The 21,623-nt window shown below is 45.9% G+C and carries 20 protein-coding genes and 2 pseudogenes; 17 read left to right on the forward strand and 5 right to left on the reverse strand.

Going from position 1 to position 21,623, the window contains the following annotated elements; all coding sequences use genetic code 11:
- The first annotated feature begins 10 nt into the window (after positions 1–10).
- The 3 genes from EWH91_RS07130 (at position 11) to EWH91_RS07140 (ending at position 3,998) form a co-directional block, all read left to right on the forward strand.
- Positions 11–667: an amino acid ABC transporter permease gene (locus EWH91_RS07130; protein WP_129929352.1), complete on the forward strand. Its 657-nt coding sequence runs from the start codon at positions 11–13 to the stop codon at positions 665–667.
- Positions 667–1,389, forward strand: coding sequence for an amino acid ABC transporter ATP-binding protein (locus EWH91_RS07135; RefSeq protein ID WP_129929415.1), 723 nt, complete (start codon positions 667–669; stop codon positions 1,387–1,389). The genes EWH91_RS07130 and EWH91_RS07135 overlap by 1 nt, the downstream gene beginning before the upstream one ends.
- A 236-nt stretch (positions 1,390–1,625) precedes the next feature.
- A complete protein-coding gene (locus EWH91_RS07140) occupies positions 1,626–3,998 on the forward strand; it encodes an immune inhibitor A domain-containing protein (protein WP_129929353.1) in 2,373 nt (790 codons plus the stop codon).
- A 105-nt stretch (positions 3,999–4,103) separates the two neighbouring features.
- Here the strand turns inward: EWH91_RS07140 and EWH91_RS07145 are convergent, their stop codons facing one another.
- Both EWH91_RS07145 and EWH91_RS07150 read right to left on the reverse strand, forming a co-directional pair.
- Entirely contained in the window at positions 4,104–4,826 is a 723-nt protein-coding gene (locus EWH91_RS07145; RefSeq protein WP_129929354.1) for an EcsC family protein, read from the reverse strand.
- Between the two features lie 201 nt (positions 4,827–5,027).
- The gene (locus tag EWH91_RS07150) at positions 5,028–6,770 is read right to left on the reverse strand and encodes a PhoX family protein (RefSeq protein ID WP_129929355.1); all 1,743 of its coding nucleotides are present in this window, start codon (positions 6,768–6,770) and stop codon (positions 5,028–5,030) included.
- A gap of 297 nt (positions 6,771–7,067) precedes the next feature.
- Here EWH91_RS07150 and EWH91_RS07155 point away from each other — a divergent pair, with 297 nt between their 5' ends.
- On the forward strand, positions 7,068–7,490 hold the full coding sequence (locus EWH91_RS07155; RefSeq protein ID WP_129929356.1) for a hypothetical protein: 423 nt from the start codon (positions 7,068–7,070) through the stop codon (positions 7,488–7,490).
- Between the two features lie 108 nt (positions 7,491–7,598).
- On the opposite strand, the gene EWH91_RS07160 is transcribed toward EWH91_RS07155, so the two are convergent.
- On the reverse strand, positions 7,599–7,970 hold the full coding sequence (locus EWH91_RS07160; protein ID WP_129929357.1) for a ParB N-terminal domain-containing protein: 372 nt from the start codon (positions 7,968–7,970) through the stop codon (positions 7,599–7,601).
- 214 nt (positions 7,971–8,184) lie between these two features.
- On the opposite strand from EWH91_RS07160, the gene EWH91_RS07165 reads away from it, so the two are divergent.
- The 6 genes from EWH91_RS07165 to EWH91_RS07190 all read left to right on the forward strand — a co-directional run bounded on the left by EWH91_RS07165 (position 8,185) and on the right by EWH91_RS07190 (position 14,552).
- Entirely contained in the window at positions 8,185–8,679 is a 495-nt protein-coding gene (locus EWH91_RS07165; RefSeq protein WP_129929358.1) for a YbaK/EbsC family protein, read from the forward strand.
- A 775-nt stretch (positions 8,680–9,454) separates the two neighbouring features.
- Complete coding sequence (locus tag EWH91_RS07170) at positions 9,455–10,873, forward strand: MDR family MFS transporter (protein WP_129929359.1); 1,419 nt, start codon at positions 9,455–9,457, stop codon at positions 10,871–10,873.
- Positions 10,874–10,999: 126 nt separating this feature from the next.
- Positions 11,000–11,512, forward strand: a complete 513-nt coding sequence (locus EWH91_RS07175) for an RrF2 family transcriptional regulator (protein WP_129929360.1) — start codon at positions 11,000–11,002, stop codon at positions 11,510–11,512.
- Positions 11,512–11,877 carry a hypothetical protein gene (locus tag EWH91_RS07180; protein ID WP_129929361.1) on the forward strand — a complete coding sequence of 122 codons (366 nt, stop codon included), beginning with the start codon at positions 11,512–11,514 and terminating at the stop codon, positions 11,875–11,877. Before EWH91_RS07175 ends, EWH91_RS07180 begins: the two co-directional genes overlap by 1 nt.
- A 414-nt stretch (positions 11,878–12,291) precedes the next feature.
- Positions 12,292–13,734 carry an MDR family MFS transporter gene (locus EWH91_RS07185; protein WP_483315826.1) on the forward strand — a complete coding sequence of 481 codons (1,443 nt, stop codon included), beginning with the start codon at positions 12,292–12,294 and terminating at the stop codon, positions 13,732–13,734.
- Positions 13,735–13,811: 77 nt separating this feature from the next.
- Positions 13,812–14,552: a YwaF family protein gene (locus tag EWH91_RS07190; protein ID WP_129929362.1), complete on the forward strand. Its 741-nt coding sequence runs from the start codon at positions 13,812–13,814 to the stop codon at positions 14,550–14,552.
- 33 nt (positions 14,553–14,585) lie between these two features.
- Here the strand turns inward: EWH91_RS07190 and EWH91_RS07195 are convergent, their stop codons facing one another.
- Positions 14,586–15,818: an MFS transporter gene (locus tag EWH91_RS07195; protein WP_129929363.1), complete on the reverse strand. Its 1,233-nt coding sequence runs from the start codon at positions 15,816–15,818 to the stop codon at positions 14,586–14,588.
- A gap of 478 nt (positions 15,819–16,296) precedes the next feature.
- On the opposite strand from EWH91_RS07195, the pseudogene EWH91_RS14745 reads away from it, so the two are divergent.
- The 6 genes and pseudogenes from EWH91_RS14745 to EWH91_RS07220 form a co-directional block, all read left to right on the forward strand.
- Positions 16,297–16,440 (forward strand): annotated as a pseudogene (locus EWH91_RS14745) (IS110 family transposase); the annotation flags it as partial.
- A 241-nt stretch (positions 16,441–16,681) separates the two neighbouring features.
- Positions 16,682–16,975: pseudogene (locus tag EWH91_RS14910) on the forward strand (radical SAM protein); the annotation flags it as partial.
- A 114-nt stretch (positions 16,976–17,089) separates the two neighbouring features.
- Positions 17,090–17,521 carry an SPASM domain-containing protein gene (locus tag EWH91_RS14915; RefSeq protein WP_326407552.1) on the forward strand — a complete coding sequence of 144 codons (432 nt, stop codon included), beginning with the start codon at positions 17,090–17,092 and terminating at the stop codon, positions 17,519–17,521.
- Positions 17,518–18,729, forward strand: coding sequence for a hypothetical protein (locus EWH91_RS07210; protein WP_129929364.1), 1,212 nt, complete (start codon positions 17,518–17,520; stop codon positions 18,727–18,729). Before EWH91_RS14915 ends, EWH91_RS07210 begins: the two co-directional genes overlap by 4 nt.
- A 136-nt stretch (positions 18,730–18,865) precedes the next feature.
- Entirely contained in the window at positions 18,866–19,210 is a 345-nt protein-coding gene (locus EWH91_RS07215) for a MazG nucleotide pyrophosphohydrolase domain-containing protein (RefSeq protein WP_129929365.1), read from the forward strand.
- 106 nt (positions 19,211–19,316) lie between these two features.
- Positions 19,317–19,700 (forward strand): spore germination protein GerW family protein, encoded by a 384-nt coding sequence (locus EWH91_RS07220; RefSeq protein ID WP_165364268.1) that lies wholly within the window; start codon positions 19,317–19,319, stop codon positions 19,698–19,700.
- A gap of 70 nt (positions 19,701–19,770) precedes the next feature.
- Here EWH91_RS07220 and EWH91_RS07225 read toward each other — a convergent pair whose 3' ends face one another.
- Entirely contained in the window at positions 19,771–20,130 is a 360-nt protein-coding gene (locus EWH91_RS07225) for a Lin0512 family protein (protein WP_129929367.1), read from the reverse strand.
- Positions 20,131–20,397: 267 nt separating this feature from the next.
- Here EWH91_RS07225 and EWH91_RS07230 point away from each other — a divergent pair, with 267 nt between their 5' ends.
- A complete protein-coding gene (locus tag EWH91_RS07230; RefSeq protein ID WP_129929368.1) occupies positions 20,398–21,486 on the forward strand; it encodes a BMP family lipoprotein in 1,089 nt (362 codons plus the stop codon).
- Positions 21,487–21,623: the final 137 nt, after the last annotated feature.

A 21,623-nucleotide genomic window follows, 5' to 3' on the forward strand; every position in this document is an offset into this window, starting at 1 on the left:
GGAGTTTTGATTGGATTTCCGTTTTGACCTGATTGGGGATTATGCCCCGTATTTCTGGAGCGGGACTTTGCTTACTATCGGGCTTTCTGTCGCCGGTATCCTTATTGGAACGGTGCTCGGCCTGATTATCTGTCTCGGGAAAATGATGAGAAATAAATGGCTGTCCTGGCCGTTTATCTGTTATGTGGCCTTCTTTCGCGGGACACCGCTTTTTGTGCAGATTCTGATTGTTCATTTTGGGGTGGTTCCCCTGTTTCTCGGGCAGTCCAACGGTGTTGTTGCTGGTGTTGTTGCCCTGTCACTGAACGTTGCTGCTTATATCGCCGAGGTGTTCAGATCAGGGATCCAGTCAATTCACAGAGGGCAGACCGAAGCGGCCCGTTCACTCGGCATGACACATTATCAGGCGATGCGCTACGTGATTCTGCCTCAGGCGGTACGCCGAATTCTGCCTCCGCTTGGCAATGAATTTATCGCACTGCTAAAGGATTCATCGCTGGTGTCGGTAGTCGCTGCGCCGGAGCTGACCTACTGGGCACAGCAGATGGGGGCTCAGTATTTCAGAGTCTGGGAACCGTACCTGACGATTTCACTGATCTATCTGATCCTCACCCTTTCACTTAATGCGCTCGTCAGCAAACTGGAAAGGAAGATGTCGACAGAATGATGATCAAAGTAGAAAATCTGAAAAAAACATTTGGTCATAATCAGGTGTTAAAGAACATCAATGTAGAAATTAACAAACAGGAAGTCGTTGTTGTCATTGGTCCATCCGGTGCCGGAAAATCCACCTTTCTGAGGTGCATTAATCTGCTGGACAGTATCACGTCCGGACATATTTACATAGAAGGTGTCGATATTACCGATAAAAAAACGGATATTAACAAAATACGTGCTGAAGTCGGCATGGTCTTTCAGCAGTTCAATCTTTTCCCGCACATGACCGTGCTTCAAAATATTATGCTGGCCCCGCTTAAGGTTAAGAAGGTATCAAAAGAGGCGGCTCATGATAAAGCAATCGAATTATTGAAAAAAGTTGGCCTCGAAGACAAAGCCTCTGCCTATCCGGATTCACTTTCCGGCGGTCAGAAACAGCGGATTGCGATTGCCCGTGCGCTGGCCATGGAACCGAAGATGATGCTGTTCGACGAGCCAACTTCGGCACTGGATCCGGAAATGGTCGGTGAAGTACTGGATGTCATGAAGAAACTGGCCCGGGATGGGATGACGATGGTCGTCGTGACACATGAAATGGGGTTTGCCCGGGAAGTCGGCGACCGCGTCCTGTTTATGGACGGCGGTTATATTGTGGAGGAAAATGAGCCACATGAACTGTTCAGTCATCCAAAGGAAGAACGCACGAAAGCCTTTCTGAGTAAAATCCTGTAATGATGATCTGAACCTGAATCTTTTTTCTATTTTTCTGCCTCCACCGGGGGCAGTTTTTTTCTGCCTGAATGAAGAAAAATGCGGTCGAAAATTAAGACTAAAGGAGCATTGCATAAAAAATATGCAGGACTTTATGACGGACTTTTGTCGAAAAAGAAGGAAAATATAGAGAAATGAAGAATACATACGGGTAAGCGGCTTTCAAAATTATAGAAATATTATGGGGGGAATCATCTATGAGGAGAAAGACATTCACGGCGGCCGCGATGGCGGCGGTTATCGGTCTGAGTTCCTTTACCCTGTGGGGCTTTTCAACAGCTCCGCCCGAGGATACATATGTACCGGAAAAAACAAGTTATGTATCCGATCGTCAGGGTTCATCATTCGATCTCGGGATCGCCAATGATGAAAAGATTATCGATATGCTGAAGAAAGAAGGGAAGATTCCGGAAAAGGCAAGCCGTGCGGATGCAGATAAAGCACTGCAGAAATATCTGAAGGCACGGGGTGAAGGCGCAAAGAAGGAGACAAAGGACAAGCTGCCGAAAGGGATCAGTTTTAAGGATGCAAATGAGACTGTAAAAGATAACGGGCTGACCTCGGGTAAGGGGAACAAGCTGGGTCAGGCAAAGAAAAATAAGGTTGATCCGATCTCTAAGGAAAATTATGATGGACCGGTACGTACCGATAAGGCCCTTGTTCTGGCCATTGACTATCCGGATAACCCGAAGAGCACGATTGATCCGTCGGAAACCGATATGTATTATCCGGAATATCCTCTCGACCATTTCCAGAATATGATCTTCGGTAAAGACGGCTATACAGGACCGAACGGTGAAAAGCTGGTCTCGATGCGCCAGTTCTATGAACAGCAGTCGGGCGGAAGCTATTCGGTGAAAGGGACGGTAGCTGGCTGGTATACAGCCGATCATCCGGCGGCCTACTATGGTGGCAATGATCCGGCAACGGGCAGCGATGCACGTCCGCGCGAACTGATTTACGAGGCACTGACTAAAGCGGCACAGGATCCAAACATTGACCTCAGTGATTATGATGTCTGGGATCGTGACGATTATGACGGTGATGGCGTGCACGCAGAACCGGATGGCATTATTGACCATCTGATGGTCATTCACTCAGGCGTGGGTGAAGAAGCCGGCGGCGGAAAACTCGGTGCCGACGCGATCTGGTCGCATCGCTGGGTACTGGTCAATGACCAGGGCTACCTTCTGCCGATCCCCGGTGCACATTCGGACAGTGACCGGTTCGGCGGCTACCTGGTCGCCTATGACTATACCGTTGAGCCTGAAGATGGTGCAGCCGGTGTATTCTCTCATGAATACGGCCACGATTTAGGCCTGCCTGATGAATATGATACGATCTACTCCGGAGCCGGCGAACCGATTGAATACTGGTCGATCATGTCGGCAGGAAGCTGGGCCGGCAAAATCCCCGGTGCTGAGCCGACCGGATTCAGCCCGTATGCCAAACAGATGCTGCAAAACCTGCACGGCGGCAACTGGCTGAGCGGGAAAACGGTTAATGCCAGTGATATCACAGACAAGGGAACGGCAATCCTTCTGGATGAGGCAGCGACTAAGGGGACGAATAGTGATGCCGTTCGGGTCGACCTGCCGGATAAAGAAACAATTGTCAATACTCCGGCGAGCGGCCAGTATGAATACTTCAGCGGCAGCGGAGACAATCTCAATAACTCAATGACGAAGACCGTTGATCTGACAGGTGCAACAAGTGCGCAACTGACGTTCAAAACCTGGTATGATATTGAACCGGACTGGGATTACGCATCAGTTAAAGTAAACGGGAAATCGATACCGGGCAGCATCACAACGACCAGTGATCCCAATCAGCAGAATCCGGGGAACGGCATAACCGGGACCTCCGGCGGATGGGTCGATGCGACCTTCGACCTTTCAGCCTACGCCGGTCAGAAAATTGAACTGAGCTTCAATTACTGGTCTGATGTCGCGGTTTCCTATCCCGGCTTCTATGTGGATGATATTGCAGTGACTGCGGACGGCAGCCCGGTTGTGACCGACGGTGCGGAAGGAGAACCGGCTTTTGCCCTTGACGGATTCAAGAAGGATGAAGGTAAATTCTACTCGAATCAGTATTATCTGCTTGAATGGCGCACGCACAGTGGTGTCGATGCCGGACTGGGTCACATTCGCCGCGGGGCCAGCCTGATGAGCTATGATCCGGGTCTCTTGATCTGGTATGTCGATGATGCTTACAGCGAAAACTGGACCGGCGTTCATCCCGGTGAGGGCTATCTGGGCCTGGTTGATGCCGATCAGCGTGTAAACCGCTGGAGCGACGGCGCATTAGGCGGCACACGCTATCAGATGAATGACGCCGCGTTCAGCCTGGAAAAATCGAGTAAGATGTTCCTCGATTACACCGCAATTGACGGCTCGACGCTTAAGGATAACTTTACGAAACGCGATCCACTGTTCGACGATAGTGCCGACTTTACAGGTTCGGTTCTTCCGGACGCCGGGCGCAATATCCCGACTTTCGGACTGAAAGCACGCGTCATTGGACAGAGTAATGACGGAACGGTGGGTAAAATCCTGCTGTATAAATAAGGCTTATATGCAATGAAAAAGAGCGAAGAGACAGATCACCGTCTCTTCGCTTTTTATTATATTTTCATGAAGGAGAAATTTTTACGAAAAAAAGACGGAATCCGGTTAGCTATAGGCTGGTGCAGTCAAAATTCTTATCCGGTAACAATTCATCGCTGCTTTTCCAAGCTGGTCGAGCAGGTTGTTGTTGACGTAGGCTCCGACAGCGGCACCGATACCGGGCACGAGCTGCATCATTTTGGCAAAGTCAATATAATCCCGGTATTCCATTTGAAATTCTGTCCAGTCCATATCATGAAATTCATTTTTACGGCTGTCCCATGTTTCAATGATTTTCATCGTTTCGCGGCGTACGTGATCGCTGGAAAAGGCCAGCCTGAAAATCTGCAGGAGGAAGATCCGTTCTTCATATTTACTGGTGTCAAACCCGTAAACGGCAGCTGCGTCAAAAAGGAATTTGATTTTAATCGACAAAAGGAGCGGGAAGTCAGCAAGACCCAATAAGAGCCCCCCGGCGCCTGTTCCGGCACCTTCGATGATGGCCGTTTTCCGATAGGTTTCCATTTTTTCCTTCACGCGCTGGTCTTTTTCTTCAAGAGTCAGTCCGTACGACTGATTTTTCTTTGTCGTAAAGTGGGAACCGGTCAGAGTTGCCCGGACCATATTTTTAATGGCGACAGTGATCGCATTCTGGACTTTTTCCGGAATGTAACTGTTCATTTTTGTCTGCACTTTTTTCGACACCCGGCTGAGCAATCCGGATCGCTTTAAAATCTGTCGCTTCCAGTCCTCAATTTCCTTCCAGGCTTTTAATTCATACTCATTCATCAACAGTCCCCCCTGGATTTTCCCCTGGTGATATAGATATACTACCATTATCTGTCTTTTCTGACTGTCGCATACCCTATTCGTCATGCACTTTTTAGACGAAGCGGGGATCACTCTGACTGTGAAAAAAACTTGCCAGTCGGCAAGTTTTTCTGAGATCTCATGGGTTCCGGTCCGGTTCAGAGAATGACAGTTATCTGTTTATCGACCGGTAAGCTGTGGCAGCTGCAGATATCCGACGTGCCCCGGATTCTGTGAGCTGACCATGAGATACGTATATCCATGAAGATTCTGCTGAAGCTGCAGACCGGTTGCTTCTCCTCCGCCGGGGACAGAGACGATTCGAGACAATTTCTTCGTATCGATGTTGTAAGCCCAGGCGAAGTTGTTGCTGTGCATCGAACTGTCTTCAGCGATGAAAAGGGTGCGCATGCTGCCCGAATAAACGATATTGTCCGGATTGGCAATTTTATCAACGTTTGCTGTATTACCGTTTTCATCAGCAGCCGCAAGATCTTCTCCCATAACCAGTCCATCGATCGATCCGGCAACGTAATTGCTGTCGATTTGATGGCTTTCGCTGTCCTTCTGCCCTTTTGTCAAACTGAGTTCATAAACACCTCCGGCGGAAATTTTATCTACATGGATATCGTCAACCGGATCGGTGTTACCCTGAAGCATTCCTTTTTCGATATAAGACATCGCCATATAGACTTTGTTGTCTGTCTTGTTATATTCAACAGCTTCCATTTTATTAAATTCTGAAGTTGCCCCTTTGATCGCGCCGTATCTTCTGGATTCAAGAAAAGCGGCGGCTTTTTCCATGCCTGGTCTGACTTTCAGATATTCGGTTTTACCGCCGCTGCTGCTTGTGCGTACGGGGGTGAATCCATCGGCGGGAACACTGCTCGTTTCAAAAATGTCGCTGAATGTAAGGCTCTGAGCGAGTTCTTTGATTTCTTTATCAGCAGCATGTCCCAGCTTAATCCATTTTAAGTTTGCTGCGCCGCCATCCTTTGCATCGGTCTGGATCCATTTTGCAGCATAAAGCGTACCGGCGGAGAGATCTTTGGCCTGATCAGCAATGTACATGAACATCATCGTGTAGCCACCGTCATCACCGATGTAAACGGTGCGGTTGTCCGGCATTACTGTGGTCCGCTCGAACGACAGCCGCCCCATGCTGTAGTGCTTGATTGCTGTCGCTTCGCCCTTTGCATTCACGGTAATTTCAGGAAGATGGCCGTAGAGATAAGGATTCCCGATTTTTTGCGGATCATTGTAATAGTTGCGGGCAAATTGTGTAACCGCTGAGTTGTCCGGATTCCGTTCATGAGCCCGGGCATCCGGTTCATATTCTTCCGCACCGAGGTGGGTATTCCACGGAGACAGAATGCCGGCACAGGGGGTCCAGATACCACCATCGGCTGAAAAGTCAACCGGCGTGATATCGGTAACGGTCAATTTCCCGGTTTTTTTGTCCTGTTCCACCCGGTTCAGATAGACAGCGTTGGGCAGACGTCCTATTTCCCTGTTACTGGGAATACTTTCAAAGTGGTTGATCAGGTAAAGCTTACCGGCGACTTTCATCAGTGAGTTGCTGTCAGGCGCTGTGGAGATGAAGGGCCTGCCTGAGTCGTCTGTGATGACGTGTCCCTCGGTATCCACCGTTGTTCCGGTTATCTTTCCATTAATCACATCTCCGGGTTTGAACAGAAGATTGTACGATAAGTCAACCGTACGCTGATGGCCGTTCGGATCAGTCACCCTGATTGAGGCATCGGAGTACATCAGGTCATTACGTTCCGCATCTGTCTGTGGCGCGGCCATTCCGACAAATTCGACATCCTTTACTTTTTTGTGATATCCGGGCTGTGCATAGACACTGCCCGCAGCAGGAATCAACAGAGCCAGACTGAGTACTGAGGCGACAAGTTTTTTCATGGTTTACCCCATTTCTATGATTTATGCTACATAAAAAAGTATAAGATTGATATTTTTATGAACAATGAATCTATTGTAAAAGTTTTCATATATTTATCTCGAAATCTGACAAAAGAAGCAGGTCAATGGGCCTCTTACATCTGCGTGACCCGGGGAATGTGAAGCGGCCGGCTTAATCAAGTGAACGATCCATCATGTTTATCAGATCACAGCTCATCCGCACAGGCGGATGCCCAACCAGATGAAAACCTGCAGCATAGACTATTATAAAATAGTTGGGCAGGTGTTTATAAAAAGATGAATGCATTTCCGCAACAGCATCACACAGGAGAAGAAATTCCGGTATGGCCGATTGAAGGGGAAGTTGCACGTGAACAGCCGCAGGTTTTTCTTGTGCCGCCGGAAGCCATTCAAAATGAAATAAGAAGAGGGCGACGGGGTCATTTTTATCGCACGAGACTGGAAAGCTATGGACGCATGATGACGATTCAGCTGCTGTCCGTTAATCCATCGACTGGTATGGTTCAAATGAATGTTTTTCTGCCGGGACAGCGTCGCTGGGTTTCTCATCAGGAACACTACACGGATATGTCCGGTCTCACTTATCTCGGTCCGACTCCTCCGCCCGGCGTTCCGTGGCCCGGCCGTCCCCCGCGTCCGCCGGGACCGCCACGTCCCTGGTGGTGCCCGCAGTTCCCGTGGCATCCGGCATGCAGATAAAGAATAACACGATGTTCCATAGAATTTTTAGTGTGTAAAAAACTGCCTCCCGGTATATTCGGGAGGCAGCTTTTCTGATTACGGGAATGTGCAACATGTGACAGACATTCAGATTTCTTTATAAATATCGATTTTTTCAATCTCAGAAATCATGCTGTATGCGGTTAAACGGTGCTGACCGTCATAGAGCCCGAGCTCCTTATTGACAATAAGCGGCGGAAGATGACCGCCTTCACGGATGTATTCAACCATTTGTTTTACATTATCCGTGTGATATCCATCATAATTTTCCGGGTGCTTTTTCCATTCCTCGTACGTCATCAGATTTTTTCCATTACTGCTAAAAGAGCATGGGGCATCATACAGATCTTTCTTATCTACTCTGGTCAGGGCAAACTGATGATCTTCCGTTCCAAATGAATCGTTTTCAATATCACTGTACTTACTGCAGATTTCTTTCCCGTTCAGGATCTCTGTCATATGCAACCCCTTCTTTTAAAATTCACCACGTCGCGGATTCGGAGGCGTCTATTCCTGTCTATTGTAACTTTAATTTAATATAGATTGAGCCATATTGCAAAGGAAAGAAGGATCAGGGCGTAAAAGTAATTGCATCTATTAGCGGGCTTATCGTTGACATGATGGACTCTTTTGGTAAACTGAATGATAAACATGACGAAAAGAAGGGATCTCTGTGTCATTAGAAGATGTTAAAGCCTATTTCCGACCATTCAACCGTGATAAGGATATTATAGAACTCCAGCTCTCCAGTGCAACCGTTGACCTTGCTGCCGAACATCTGCATGTCGAGCCGGAACGCATTGCGAAGACACTGGCCTTTCGTGGTGAAAATAAGGAAGGCGCCATGCTGGTCGTAACGGCAGGTGATGCGCGGATTGATAATAAAAAATTCCGTAAAACTTTTGGCTTTAAAGCGCACATGCTTTCTGCGGATGAAACGCTGGATCTTGTCGGACATGCCATTGGCGGTGTCTGCCCGTTTGCTGTAAAACATGACTGGCCGGTCTATATGGATGAGTCGCTCAAAAGGTTTAAAACCGTTTTTCCGGCATGCGGAAGTAGTAATTCTGCTATTGAACTGACTATAGATGAGCTTTATTCATATGGAAAGGGGAAAGCCTGGGTTGACGTCTGCAAGGACTGGCCGGAAGTGGAGAAAGAAGGATGATCCCGGTTGTTACACGAAAAAATGACCCGCTTTGTGTTTTTGCCCGTCCGGTTGCGGACGTTGCGTAGAAAACAGGCCCGGCATCGCTGCCCGGTGGCTCAATAAATGAGTAGACGGAGGAATTCCGGTTAACTTAGTAAAAAGGATATAAGCGAGTTTCAATAGACGGAGAAATTCCGCCTATTGACTCAAGAAACATGAAAATGAGAGATTATTCATTGTCTAATCGGAAAAATTCCGCTTATGATACGCTGAAACCCGTTTGATTCTGCATTTAAGCGATAAATCTCCGCTTATTAAGCAGAAAATAAAGATCCTGTCGATTGTCTGGTTCGTGCGGCTGGTGTGATCCATCCTGATCTAAATGTTACCCATGATGGACAGGATCAGCCCTTTAATTCAGACTATGGAAGGCACGAGATTTCTGCCGGAAATTTCCATTAAATCGCGAAGAACCGCCTGCAGATGCAGACGGCTTTTTATTACTCTGAAAAAAAATTGCCGCAGCGCATTTGAAAAATGATAAAAGAAACTTCGATCAGTGGGGCTTTCGGGCGCACAGGACGCCCTCGTTTTTATCCGTTGTCATCTCCCGTCAGTTTGAGCCCCACCCGGTCCTGCTTGTATCCCCGCATGACCCTGAGGGGATACGGCCCGTTCATGCAGGAAAAATCTTTCAGCCCAACAAATTTCGTGTTATGATGTTATGATGTATATCAGGTCACAGGCACGAACGTGTACGTTGATGATTAAGAAATAAGAGAAGAGTGAAATAATGGATTCAACTGTAAATAAAAATGTGGGTTCCGGTACTGAATATCGAATCGCACCGATTATTCTTGTTCTTGCTTCCGGAGCATTCATTACCATTTTAAATCAAACTTTGCTTGTGACGGCACTGCCAAGCATTATGCGTGAAATGAATCTGACACCGAATCTTGTGCAATGGCTTCAGACTGTTTTTCTGCTCGTGAACGGGATCATGATTCCGATCTCCGCGTTTCTTGAAGAGCGATTTACGACGCGTATGTTGTTTCTTGGCGCGATGACGGCTTTTGCGGCGGGGACGCTGGTGTGTGCTGTGGCACCGGGATTTATCCCGCTGGTTATCGGGCGGATTATCCAGGCGGCAGGGGCCGGCGTCATGATGCCACTGATGATGACCGTTATGTTTATTCTTTTTCCGGTTAATCGGCGCGGCACAGCGATGGGCATTTTCGGCCTTGTCATCGGCTTTGCCCCGGCTATTGGACCGACATTGTCCGGCTGGCTGGTGAATCATTACCCCTGGCGGGTGCTTTTCTATGTTGTACTGCCCGTCGCACTGATCGATCTGATTTTAGCCTATTTTGTGCTGAAGAATGTAACGAAACTGAGCTATCCGAAAATGGATGTGCTCTCCATTGTCCTGTCGACAATTGGTTTCGGGGGACTGCTTTATGGCTCAAGCGTAGCCGGCAGTATGGGCTGGACACATCCGCAAGTCCTGCTGACCCTGCTAAGCGGCACGGTTGCACTGATCGTGTTTATCCGGCGACAGTTCCGGCTGAAACAACCGATACTTGAATTCCGCGTATTTAAATATTCCGTTTTCACCCTGACGACGGCGATCGGGATGCTGAGCTTTGCGGTATTCATTTCAGGAACGACTATTTTACCCATCTTTATGCAGACGATGCTTGGCTTTTCGCCATTAAAATCAGGATTGATGCTGCTCCCCGGTGCACTGGTCATGGGCATCATGTCACCGGTCACCGGCCGTATTTTTGATAAAATCGGTGCGCGCGGACTGACCATCACCGGTCTTTGTATTCTTCTGGTCATGACCCTGCTGATGAGCAGGATGGACCAGCATACGACGTTTACGTATCTGGCCGTAATCAATGCGATCCGGATGTTTGCTCTCTCCATGGTTCTGATGCCCACCACCACGGCGGGACTGAATCAGCTGCCTGCCAGACTGATCCCGCATGGTACAGCGATGAATAATACGATGCGTCAGGTTGCCGGTTCCATTGGGACAGCCGTCTTATTTACTGTTATGGCGGCGGCAACGCTCAATCCGGCCAGGTTCGGGGTTGCCGGTATGATACACGGCGTGGATATTGCATTTCTTACAGCTTCTGTTTTTTGCCTGGCTGCGCTGATCCTGTCCTTTTTTGTACGGAGACCGGATTCCGGTGTATCCGGGTAAAAATCCGATGTTTGAGTCGCCTGTCCCGAAAAGCGGGATGGGATTTTTTGTTCAATCAATTTCCATTGATTTTTTAAACTGTATCTATTATAATTACACTAATCTTCTAAAAGAGGAATCCAGAACATGAATAGTGAGTTTACCATTGCGGTTCATTGTCTGATTCTGCTGGCAAGTGCGCCTGATCATCTCTGGAACAGTGAATCATTGTCTCGGAAAGTGCACACACATCCGGCCAGAATTCGAAAGATTATGAGTATCCTGCGTAAAAGAAGACTCGTATCAACCAAGGAAGGTCTGGGCGGGGGTTATCGGCTGGACTGTGATCCTGGTACGTGTACGCTTGCGCGGATTTACAGATCAACCTCATGCGCCGCACTCAAACTCAGCTGGTGTTCATCCGGTTGTATGGATGACCCGGATACGTCCGGCATTCAGCAGGTGATGAATCAGGCCTTTTCCGGGGCGGAGCAGATTCTGGAAAACTATCTGGAGCAATGGACGCTGGAAAATCTGTTAGAACAAGTGAGAAAGATACGGAACGGTTCCTCTGATCGATCCGGGCAGGAATTTGTTCCTTCCGGATCAGTACAGGTGAATCCGATCATTCAAAAAAACAAGATCGGTGGTGAAGTATGATGCAGCAGAAAGCAGCATGGAAAAAAGGCGACTGGGTGAAGGGAAGAACTGTGAATGGTGAATTAATGCATGGCTATGTCGTTGACTTTGACAATCATGAAGGCACAGTGAAGGTTCATGTCGTTGCATGCGATCGTGAATCTACTGTGGGTCGGGTTGTTGAGACGCTGAACTACCTGGTCAGACCTTTTCCGGTTTTACCATTTAACAGTCAGCAGATCCGTAGTATGGCCGATATTGCTCTGATCACTTCCGACCGTGATTGGTTCATGGATCTCTCATCACAGCTGGTCCGATTGAAAGATGATACACGTGACGGACATCGGTCGCATTCGGACTCCTGGTACTGGTCAGCACAGAGGTAGTCTTCCCTTTTATATAATGTCATGTACGAAAACGCGCAGGCTATTTCGTCTGCGCTTTTCATATGATTGGAAAACGAAACGAATACGATAATGAGTAAAATTCTTTTCATCACAGAAAATAAATGAGAGAATATTTGATGTGGAAAAACTGACCAAGTGAAACTTCAATCAGCAGGTTTTTTCGGGCGCACAGGATGCGCTCGTTTTTAGCCTGCCTCACTTCCCCGCTGATTGTTCGTTGAACCCATCGGGCTGCTGCGGGCAGTACCCGGGGCCTGTTCGTTTCCCCCTCATGACTTTGAGGTGGGGGTCTTACTGCCCGTTCATGCGGGAATAAAGAAAACCCTGCGAAACGCTGTTGCGCTTCGCTGCTTTTTTCTGTCTGAAAAATAGGAAGAGGAGCTTTTGATACTTATGATGCAAACCACCCAAGCGAAAGAGAATCAGGACATAAAAAGAGGACCCATTACGTTTGCCCTGATTATTGGCGCCTTTGTCGCCATTTTAAATGAAACTTTTTTAAATATTGCGCTTGCAGATCTGATGGATAGCTTTCAGGTTTCTGAAACTACGATTCAGTGGCTGGCAACTGCCTACATGCTGGTTATCGGTATTCTGATGCCCGTTTCAGCGCTGCTTACCGGGTGGTTTACCACCCGTCAGATGTTCCTCGGTGCGATGGGATTGTTCCTGTCCGGGACAGTGATCTGTGCCGTTGCTCCTGGATTCGGTATACTGCTTCTGGGACGGGTCATCCAGGCTGCCGGTGCAGGACTTTTAATGCCGACGATGATGAACACCATTCTTTACATCTATCCGCCTGATAGAAGAGGCGCGGCGATGGGACTGATCGGTCTTGTGATTATGTTCGCCCCCGCACTGGGTCCGACCCTGTCCGGACTGATTATTTCTGTTCTCTCATGGCGCTGGCTCTTTATTCTCGTCATTCCGCTCGCTCTTTTTTCGATTATTTTTGCCTGCTTTTATCTCAGGAATGTTTCTAAAGTGACAAAACCAAAGGTCGAAGTCATTTCTATTGTGCTTTCAACGGTAGGGGTCGGCGGCCTGGTTTATGGTATGGGCTCCGGTGCAGAGGGCGGATGGATCGGCCTCGCCCTGCTCGTTGCAGGTGTCATCTCGCTGGGGCTCTTTATCTGGAGACAACTGGTCATTGATGACCCGGTCCTTAATCTGCGGGTGTTTAAATACCCTATGTATGCCCTCTCTATGATTGTTCTGATTCTGCTATTGATGACCCTGTTTGCGACGATGATCCTGCTTCCTCTGTATATGCAGAAAGTGCTGCTTCTGACTTCGCTCAGCGCCGGACTGACTCTGCTCCCTGGCGGCTTGATTAATGGACTTTTGTCACCTGTCATGGGGCGCTTATTTGACAAACTGGGTCCGAGATGGCTGGTTATTCCAGGCCTTCTTTTGATGAATGTCATTGTTCTGCTGTTCACCAGACTGACGACGTCCGTCAGCCAGATTTATCTCATCGTTTTATATGGTTTGCTGATGATCAGTATGGCCATGGTCATGATGCCGATATCAACCACCGGGCTCAATCAGCTGCCGAAAAAGTTATACTCGCACGGGACGGCAATCATGAATACTCTGCAGCAGGTTGCCGGAGGAATTGGTACGGCCCTGTTTGTCGGGATCATGGTTTCCGGTCAGAAGGATTATCTGAGTCATGCTCCCAATGCCGGTGCACCGGGGCAGCTGCTCCGGGCGATGGTGTTCGGGATGAACCGTGCCTTCCTGATTGCCCTGATTTTTGCCGTCGTTTCCCTGATTCTGAGTCTCTTTCTGAAACGATCATATGCCGAGAAGGAGCCGCTGCAGGAACAATAAGTTAATTTAATAGGGATGCATGAGCTGTTTCTCCGATGGGCAGACTGTGTTCATGAGTGTGATCGGAGTGTGGACTCATGGGTCAGTATCTGAATCCTGTAGAGGAAAAACAATCATTCAACCTTTTTTCAGTTGAACATGTGACGACACTTGGAATTGCGGGCTTGCTCATCATTAGCCTGTGTCTTTTGACGCTGCGGATCAGGAAGTCTCAGGGAAGTTCTGCGGTGAGAATCGTTCTTGCCGCGATCCTTCTACTGACTGAAATAAGCTTTCAGATCTGGACCCTCTCATTCGGAAAATGGTCGCTTCAATCGTCTCTTCCCATAGAGTTAAGTGATCTGGCGGTCATCCTTGCTGCTGTGATGCTGATCAGCGGGAGCCGCCGGCTGTTTTACTTTCTCTATTTCGCAGGCATCGGCAGTTCGCTGCAGGCACTGCTGACTCCGGATCTGGGGGCATATACTTTCCCTCATTTCCGTTATATTGAATTTTTTACGGCGCATGCGGGAATGATTGCGGCCTGCCTGCTGTTGATTCTGATAAAAGGCTATCGCCCGGTTTATCGATGGATCTGGATAACCTTCTTTCTGGTTAACGTATACGGCATAATCATTTTCTTTTTTAACCGGATGACAGGTGCCAATTATCTGTATCTGATGCATAAGCCGTCCGCTTCTCTTCTGGATTTTCTCGGGCCGTGGCCATGGTATCTGCTGTCGATGGAAGGCGTGATGCTGCTGGTTTTTCACATCCTCTATATCCCCTTCCTGATCCTGAAACTTAAAAAAATCAGGAATAAAAAAGTCTCCCGGTGACGGGAGACTTGACTTTTGTCCGATGTAATGGGATCAGGCCAGTTCTTTATTCTTTGTTTCTTTTCCGAGAAACAGTACCGCCAGAATCCCAACGACGATGGAGGCACAGAAAATCGTAAAGATGACGCCAATGGATACCTGACGGACGAGAAGATATCCGACCATTAACGGACCGAAAATACCGCCGATTCGCCCGAAAGCGGCAGCCATACCGGTACCGGTACCGCGGATGAGGGTCGGATATTGTTCCGGAGAATAGGCATAAAGAGCTCCCCAGGCCCCCAGGTTAAAGAAGGACAGCAGAATGCCGGAAACCATAATCATTGGAAGGGATTCTGCAATACCGAGGAAATAAGCAAAAACAGCTGTGCCAAGCAGATAAACGATCAGAACAGCTTTTCTGCCCCATTTTTCGATCAGCCAGGCCGCTGTAAAATAACCGGGCAGCTGTGCGATCGTCATCACGAGGACATACAGGAAACTTCTGACCATACTGAATCCCTTCGCTTCAACAACACTCGGCAGCCAGAGAAACATCCCGTAATAGGAGAATACCACGCTGAACCAGAGAATCCATAGCATAACCGTCCGTCTGGCATAAGGCTTTGACCAGATTTCAGCAATATTTCTGAACGGGTTCTGTTTCTCATTCTTTTTTGCTGCAAATTTTGTGGAATCATGGATATTCCACCTCAGATAAATGGCATAAAATGCGGGAATCGCACCGATAATGAGGGCAACCCGCCAGCCGTAATCCGGGATGATGAAATAGGAAACAAGCGCAGCGGCAATCCAGCCGACAGCCCAAAAACTTTCGAGCAGCACGACAGTGCGTCCGCGTTTTTCGGTCGGTACACTTTCCGAGACAAGTGTTGAAGCAACAGGAAGCTCACCGCCCAGCCCTGTACCGATGAAGAAACGGAGAATCAGGAAGATGCCGATCCCCGTGGCGAGAGCGGACAGTCCCGCTCCAACGGAAAACAGAAGCAGGGTCAGGATCAGTACATTTTTTCTTCCAATCCGATCAGCCAGCATACCGAAGATGAAGGCCCCGACAGCCATACCGATGGATCCGACAGACCCGATCCAGCCCAGCTGTGAGGCGTCAAGGCTCCAGTCTTTTCCAATCGCAACCATAATAAATGAAATCATTCCTACATCCATGGCATCGAACAGCCAGGCCAGCCCGGCCACGCCAAGTAGCTTTCTTTCCGATTGCCGGTTCACGGATCCCGTAAAAACGTCGTTATGTGTAGTTGCTGACATATTATCCCCCTGGATTCTATAATTGCGTTATCCGGAAATATCCGGGCGCTTTTCTTATCATGTGAACTTAACCTTGACCCTATTATAAATAGAAAAATATCAGGTGTAAAGACACATGAAAGATGCTGCTGTAACCACCGGGTAGTTTTGAACACTTTTTGCTAATTAATATTGAACACTTTTCTCTTTGAAAATTGTGCTTCGGTGTTTCATTCTATAGCTCTGTATCTATTTAGACCGCTATGCTCCTAACGTGGCACCAGCCTGAAGGATAAAAATGGGTGCGTGTCGAAGTATTAGAGTGGCTGGCGAAGGGAGGTCGGTTACTCTATGGTGTTTCGAGCCCGAGATTTAAACAGACCCCAACGACTCGGTGCACCACCGAATGTTGCTCCTTTATGGAAGCACGCAGGATAGATTACTCAAAAGGATTGTTGCACCAGCCCTTCATACATACAGCCAGAGAGGGAGAAAACGAATGGACGTTGTCCAATCACACTGCTGCGGTTTGGATGTGCATTAGAAGAATGTGGTCGCCTGTGTCCTTACGCCTGAAGGGAAAGAGGTGCGGACATTTCTCACTCTGACAGATGATCTTCTGAGTCTCTTGGATTGGCTGAAACCTCCTTGTATGTTATTGGTATAGACCCCTATTATCATACAAAGGAATGGTTCCTTTTTCATTAACTTTTTTCACCTAATGGGTGAAAATAAGAAAATTGTCTGTCCCTTGTTGGGCAAGGTTCTAGCTCGTGGATAGATTAGTTCGTGAATAATTCAGGATAAACAATTTCTAATGCAAATAAATGCTTTAAAAAAAAAGGCCTGATATTGCGCTTACAGGGGGGTAACCATTTTTATCGAAATACTTATATGAAATTGTTAAAGAGACAATAAAAGATAAACACAAATTCTCAGTTAATACTAATGGGACGATTATAAATCGAAAAATAATTGAACTATGTGAAGAAAGCATTTATTTTAAACATTTTATAATATCCATTGATAGTTATAATGAAAAAACACATAATTTAATTAGAGGGCCTAAGTCTTTTCAAAGAACAATGAATTTCATTTCTTACTTAAAGAAAAATAACATTAATTTCTGCATAAACATGACAGTAAACGAAATTAATTATAAAGATGTCGATAGAACTATAAAGTTAGCCCATTATTTAGGTGCTGAGGATATTTCCGTAGCTACTGTTAAGCCAAATGGACGTGGAAAAGCAACTTTAAGTTATAACGCCTTAAGAAAAATTTGGAAACAAGTGATAGACAATAAAAATCTTATAAGTAAAAAGTTTAAAATATGGGGCAGTGAAGTTACTTTATTTTTATATGATTTCAATACGTATAAAGAATCAATAGAAAGAAATGAAAATGGAAGTTGCACTTTTGGATCTGTGGCAATGCATGTAAAATCTAATGGTGATATTTTAGGCTGTACTGCATGTGATGATGTTGTTTTGGGGAATATTTTTAATTCTAAAAAAAGCGATGTGTTAAGAAATACTTGGGGTAATAATATGATTTTGAATAAGATAAGATCCAAAAAATATCTTATTGGTGAATGTAAAACTTGCAAATACTTAAACTTTTGCGGCGGTTGTAGATGCAGAGCATTTGGCGTTTATGGAAATCTATACGGTCCTGATCCATATTGTCCTATAGTCATGAAAAAGAAGATGGTAACAAAATGAAAGAAAGTATGCATTTTATCATCCCTATCTGGATAGGAATGATGGTAAATTCACTTCTTTCAATTGTGGATTTTTTATATTTAACCCCTTATTCTAATTTCTACTTATCAGCAATAGGCATTGGATATATTCCTTTTTCAATAATTAGCACACTCGTTATAGGTTTAAGTATTGAAACCAATCGGACACTGGCTAAAAATGAAAATCTGAATTTTAAAAACATATCAACATTTTGTCTTGCTTTTTCCTTTGTTCTGATGATCCTATCTTTATTAATTGGTGATAGGGCTTTCTTTTTTATACATAATATTAGTTTAAAAAGAGCATGTATCGACTATTTTACGTCTATCTCCATATCAATTATACCAACGTCCTTCATCTACCTATTTACTGGAATATTAAGAGGGAAGGGAAAACCTGAAAAATCAATAATTTTTAGTGCTTTAGCCGTACTTTTTAATATAGTGCTCGATGGTATTTTACTCAAGAGTAAACTTTTTGAAAGCCCGGTTATTGCCTGCGGCTTAGCTTCAACTTTATCAGACGCACTGACTGCCATCTTTTATTTCAGTTATTTGATGAGCCACAAATATTTATCAAATAAAGCTATGAATATTCGTAAGTTCATAAAAAATGCTTCTTTGAATTCACTGGAAAAGTTATTTTCTTCATCAACATTAGAGATAATCATTAGTTTATTTATGGCATTTTTAAGTATAAAATCTTCATCGGTATATTTTTCTCTACAAAGATATTATCAACCTTTAGCATTATTTCCATATTGCTTTTTTGAATGGATTATATATTCAAGTTCCAAGAATATCAGAACAAATAAAATGATATATCCATTATACTTTGCCATTCTTTTTTTCTATAATTTAATTTTAATTTATTTTCTTGATTTAAAAGGCGATAATTTATTCTTTTCAATTATTTATATGATATATTTATTTATTTTCCTATTTGAACGTCAAATGGTAGCTTATTTCTTTAGTTTAGAGAAGGGGAGTTTTGTCAATATAATTGTTTTTTTTAGGGATTTAGCTTTGTTTCTAATCCTTGGCTCGTTAATATTAATAAGGTCCTTTACGCTTTTAACGTTTGGAATTAGTAATTTATTGGTTTTCCTTGCAGAGTACTGTATATTTATTAAAAGTTTCAAAGGGAAACGTCAGCAAGTTTCGACGGTTTGTCATCGGAATCGTTGATAACAAATCTATTTAGCAGAATCTGTTGCTTTTAGTTTAGCAGTTACAGCTGCTTCTTTCATATATAAATAGCTTCGGGGTTTTTCACGTGTTAAACTATAAGAAAGTCGATAGGGTCGTACAGGAGGCATCATGTGTGGATTTACGTGATGTGCAGGAATGGGAAAAGAAGTTTTACAGCAGACAGGGATGGCGCGATCTGCCGCCCTATATCAGAGTTGGTTTTCTGATGGAAGAGGTTGGTGAAGTCTCACGTGCTGTCCGTACTTGTGAAATTGGCAGGGATCATCATCCGGAAGAGGCGCGAAAATCAAAGGAAGAGATCAGGCAGAATTTGGCTGAAGAGATGGGCGATGTGCTGAGCAATCTGGTCATCCTTGCCAATCTGTATGACCTGAGCCTTGAAGATCTGGTCCGTGCGCACCGGGAAAAACTGTATCAGCGTTTTCACTGCAGCGAGCAAGATGTTTTTCAGTCATAATAAAGTGAAACTTCAATCAATTGGGGCCTTTCGGGTGCACAGGACATATCCGTTCATGTGGGATAAATCGCAGCATGCTGTTACGGAAAAAAGGAGGAACCATACTATGGAGAAGGTTCAGGATCGTCAGTCAGATAAACAGGTGACCGGGTCTTTTACCGACAGGCTTCTGAATACCGTTAAAGGAGAAAACGTCACTGCGGTTTTTGGTGAACCCGTCCAGCTGGATGATAAAAAGGTCATTCCCGTGGCACGCGTGCGGGTGACCGGCGGAGGAGGCGGCGGGCTGTACGGTGAACAGGATACGGCTCCTGATCGGGCCAGTGGTGGCGGGGGAGGTGGCTATCTCTCTGTTCGCCCGTTTGGCGTATATGAAATTTCCGGGCAGGGTACCCGTTTCAAACCGGCGTATACCCTTAATGCTCTCGTTCTGATCTTTTCTGTTTTCACTTTGGGTATGGTGTTTTTACTGAGAAAATTTCTGAAATAAGACGGGAAACACCGCATTCGGAAAAGGTTCTGCCGGATGCGGTGTGTTAATGGTAAATATCGGAAACGGGTCAATAACCGACTTCTACCGAGGCATTAACGATATACATCAGATCATTCTTATCGTTCTTTTCTTTCAGAAAAATGCCGCTCGGCGCAGCCATACCCCCGTCCATGACCGTGACAGTGACTGTTCCGTAGGGGATTTCCGCCTTCACTTTTTCCAGATCGAGCTTGTCCTTGTCAAGCGGGACAGCCAGCCGGATATGGACTTTCATATTGTTCAGATCATTTTCCGGGAGAAGAGCAGTAATTCCCGGCAGTGAATTTCTGTGAATGGCATCAATAACGGCACGGACTGAGGCAGTTGTCACACTCTGACCATGGACATCAATCCCGACACCTGTCTCAATAAACAGCAAATGTTCCATGATTTATCCCTCGCTCTTGTTTTTTCTTTCTATTATACTATTAAATCAGAGATGTATAAGAGAACCCGGTTTTCTTCTGTTCTTATTCTGCAGGGAAGAGGGCAGCCTTGTAAGCCATTACAAGATCCGGGTTATTGAAAAGACGAACATTATTTTGTATTTTTTGTTTAATTTACGTTTTTACATATTTTTTATGTTTATTTTTTCATTTGGATAGGCTATAGTTAAATTTGTGGATCGTGATAAAACATAACAGGGGGTTTTTTTGTGTTGAAACAGAGAATGGCAATTGTTATTGCCTGCATCGTCGTTCTCGCGACTGTCCTCGCCGGATGCGGAAATAACGCCGGCACGAGTAGTTCCGGATCTTCAGATAAAGCAAACTTCAAGGTCGGAATGGTTACGGATACGGGCGGAGTAGACGACAAGTCCTTCAACCAGACTTCATGGGAAGGTCTGCAGAGATTCGGCAAGGACAATGATCTGAAGGTTGGAACAGATATTAAATATCTGCAATCCAGCCAGCCATCTGATTATTCACCAAATCTGAATCAGATGGTACACCAGAACTTCAATGTTGTGTACGGGATCGGATTCCTGATGCAGAATGATATTCAGAAAATTGCTGCGCAGAATCCGAAAGCACAGCTCGGTCTCATTGATGCTGTTGCTGTAGATAAGAACAACAAGCCTCTGAAAAATGTAGCAAGCATTACATTCCAGGAACAGCAGGGGTCCTTCCTTGTTGGTGTTGTCGCAGGTCTGACGACAAAAACAAATAAAGTCGGCTTTATCGGTGGAATTAATTCCGAACTGATCAAGAAATTTGAAAATGGCTTCAAGGCCGGCGTAAAATCGGTAAATCCTGAGGCGGAAGTTTACGCTCAGTATGCCGGAGCCTTTAATGCACCGGACAAAGGCCGTGCTATTGCCCAGACACTCTATACCAAGGGTGCGGACATTATCTATGCTTCTGCCGGTGACACAGGTAACGGGGTCTTCACGGAAGCAAAGAACCTGAAAAAAGAAGGTAAAAAGGTTTGGGTCATTGGTGTCGACAAGGATCAGCATGATCAGGGTATGCCTGAAAATGTCACGCTGACTTCCATGGTTAAACGTGTCGACAAGGCGATTTATGACGTATCAGCCAAAGCACTTAAAGGCAACTTCCCGGGCGGCGAAGTTCTTGCATACGGCCTGAAGGAAGATGGTGTGGGTATTGCCCCAACAACGGACAATGTCTCTGAAAAAGCACTGAATGCCGTAAAAGACTACAAAAAGAAAATTATCAATGGAGATATTAAAGTTCCCGCCACTGATGCTGAATACAAGACCTTTGAATCCGGTCTGAAGTAAGAAAGGCAGTCTTTGATGGATGGGGCGGGTGGTTTACCCCATCCATCATTTATAATGATGGGTAAAAAAAAACAGTGAAAATAGCAGCTGGTTTCTGCTGTTGTTCGCTGCTTTTTTGCAAATGGGATGCCCTGCCT

The organism is Sporolactobacillus sp. THM19-2 (genome assembly GCF_004153195.1).
Classification (GTDB): domain Bacteria; phylum Bacillota; class Bacilli; order Bacillales; family Sporolactobacillaceae; genus Sporolactobacillus.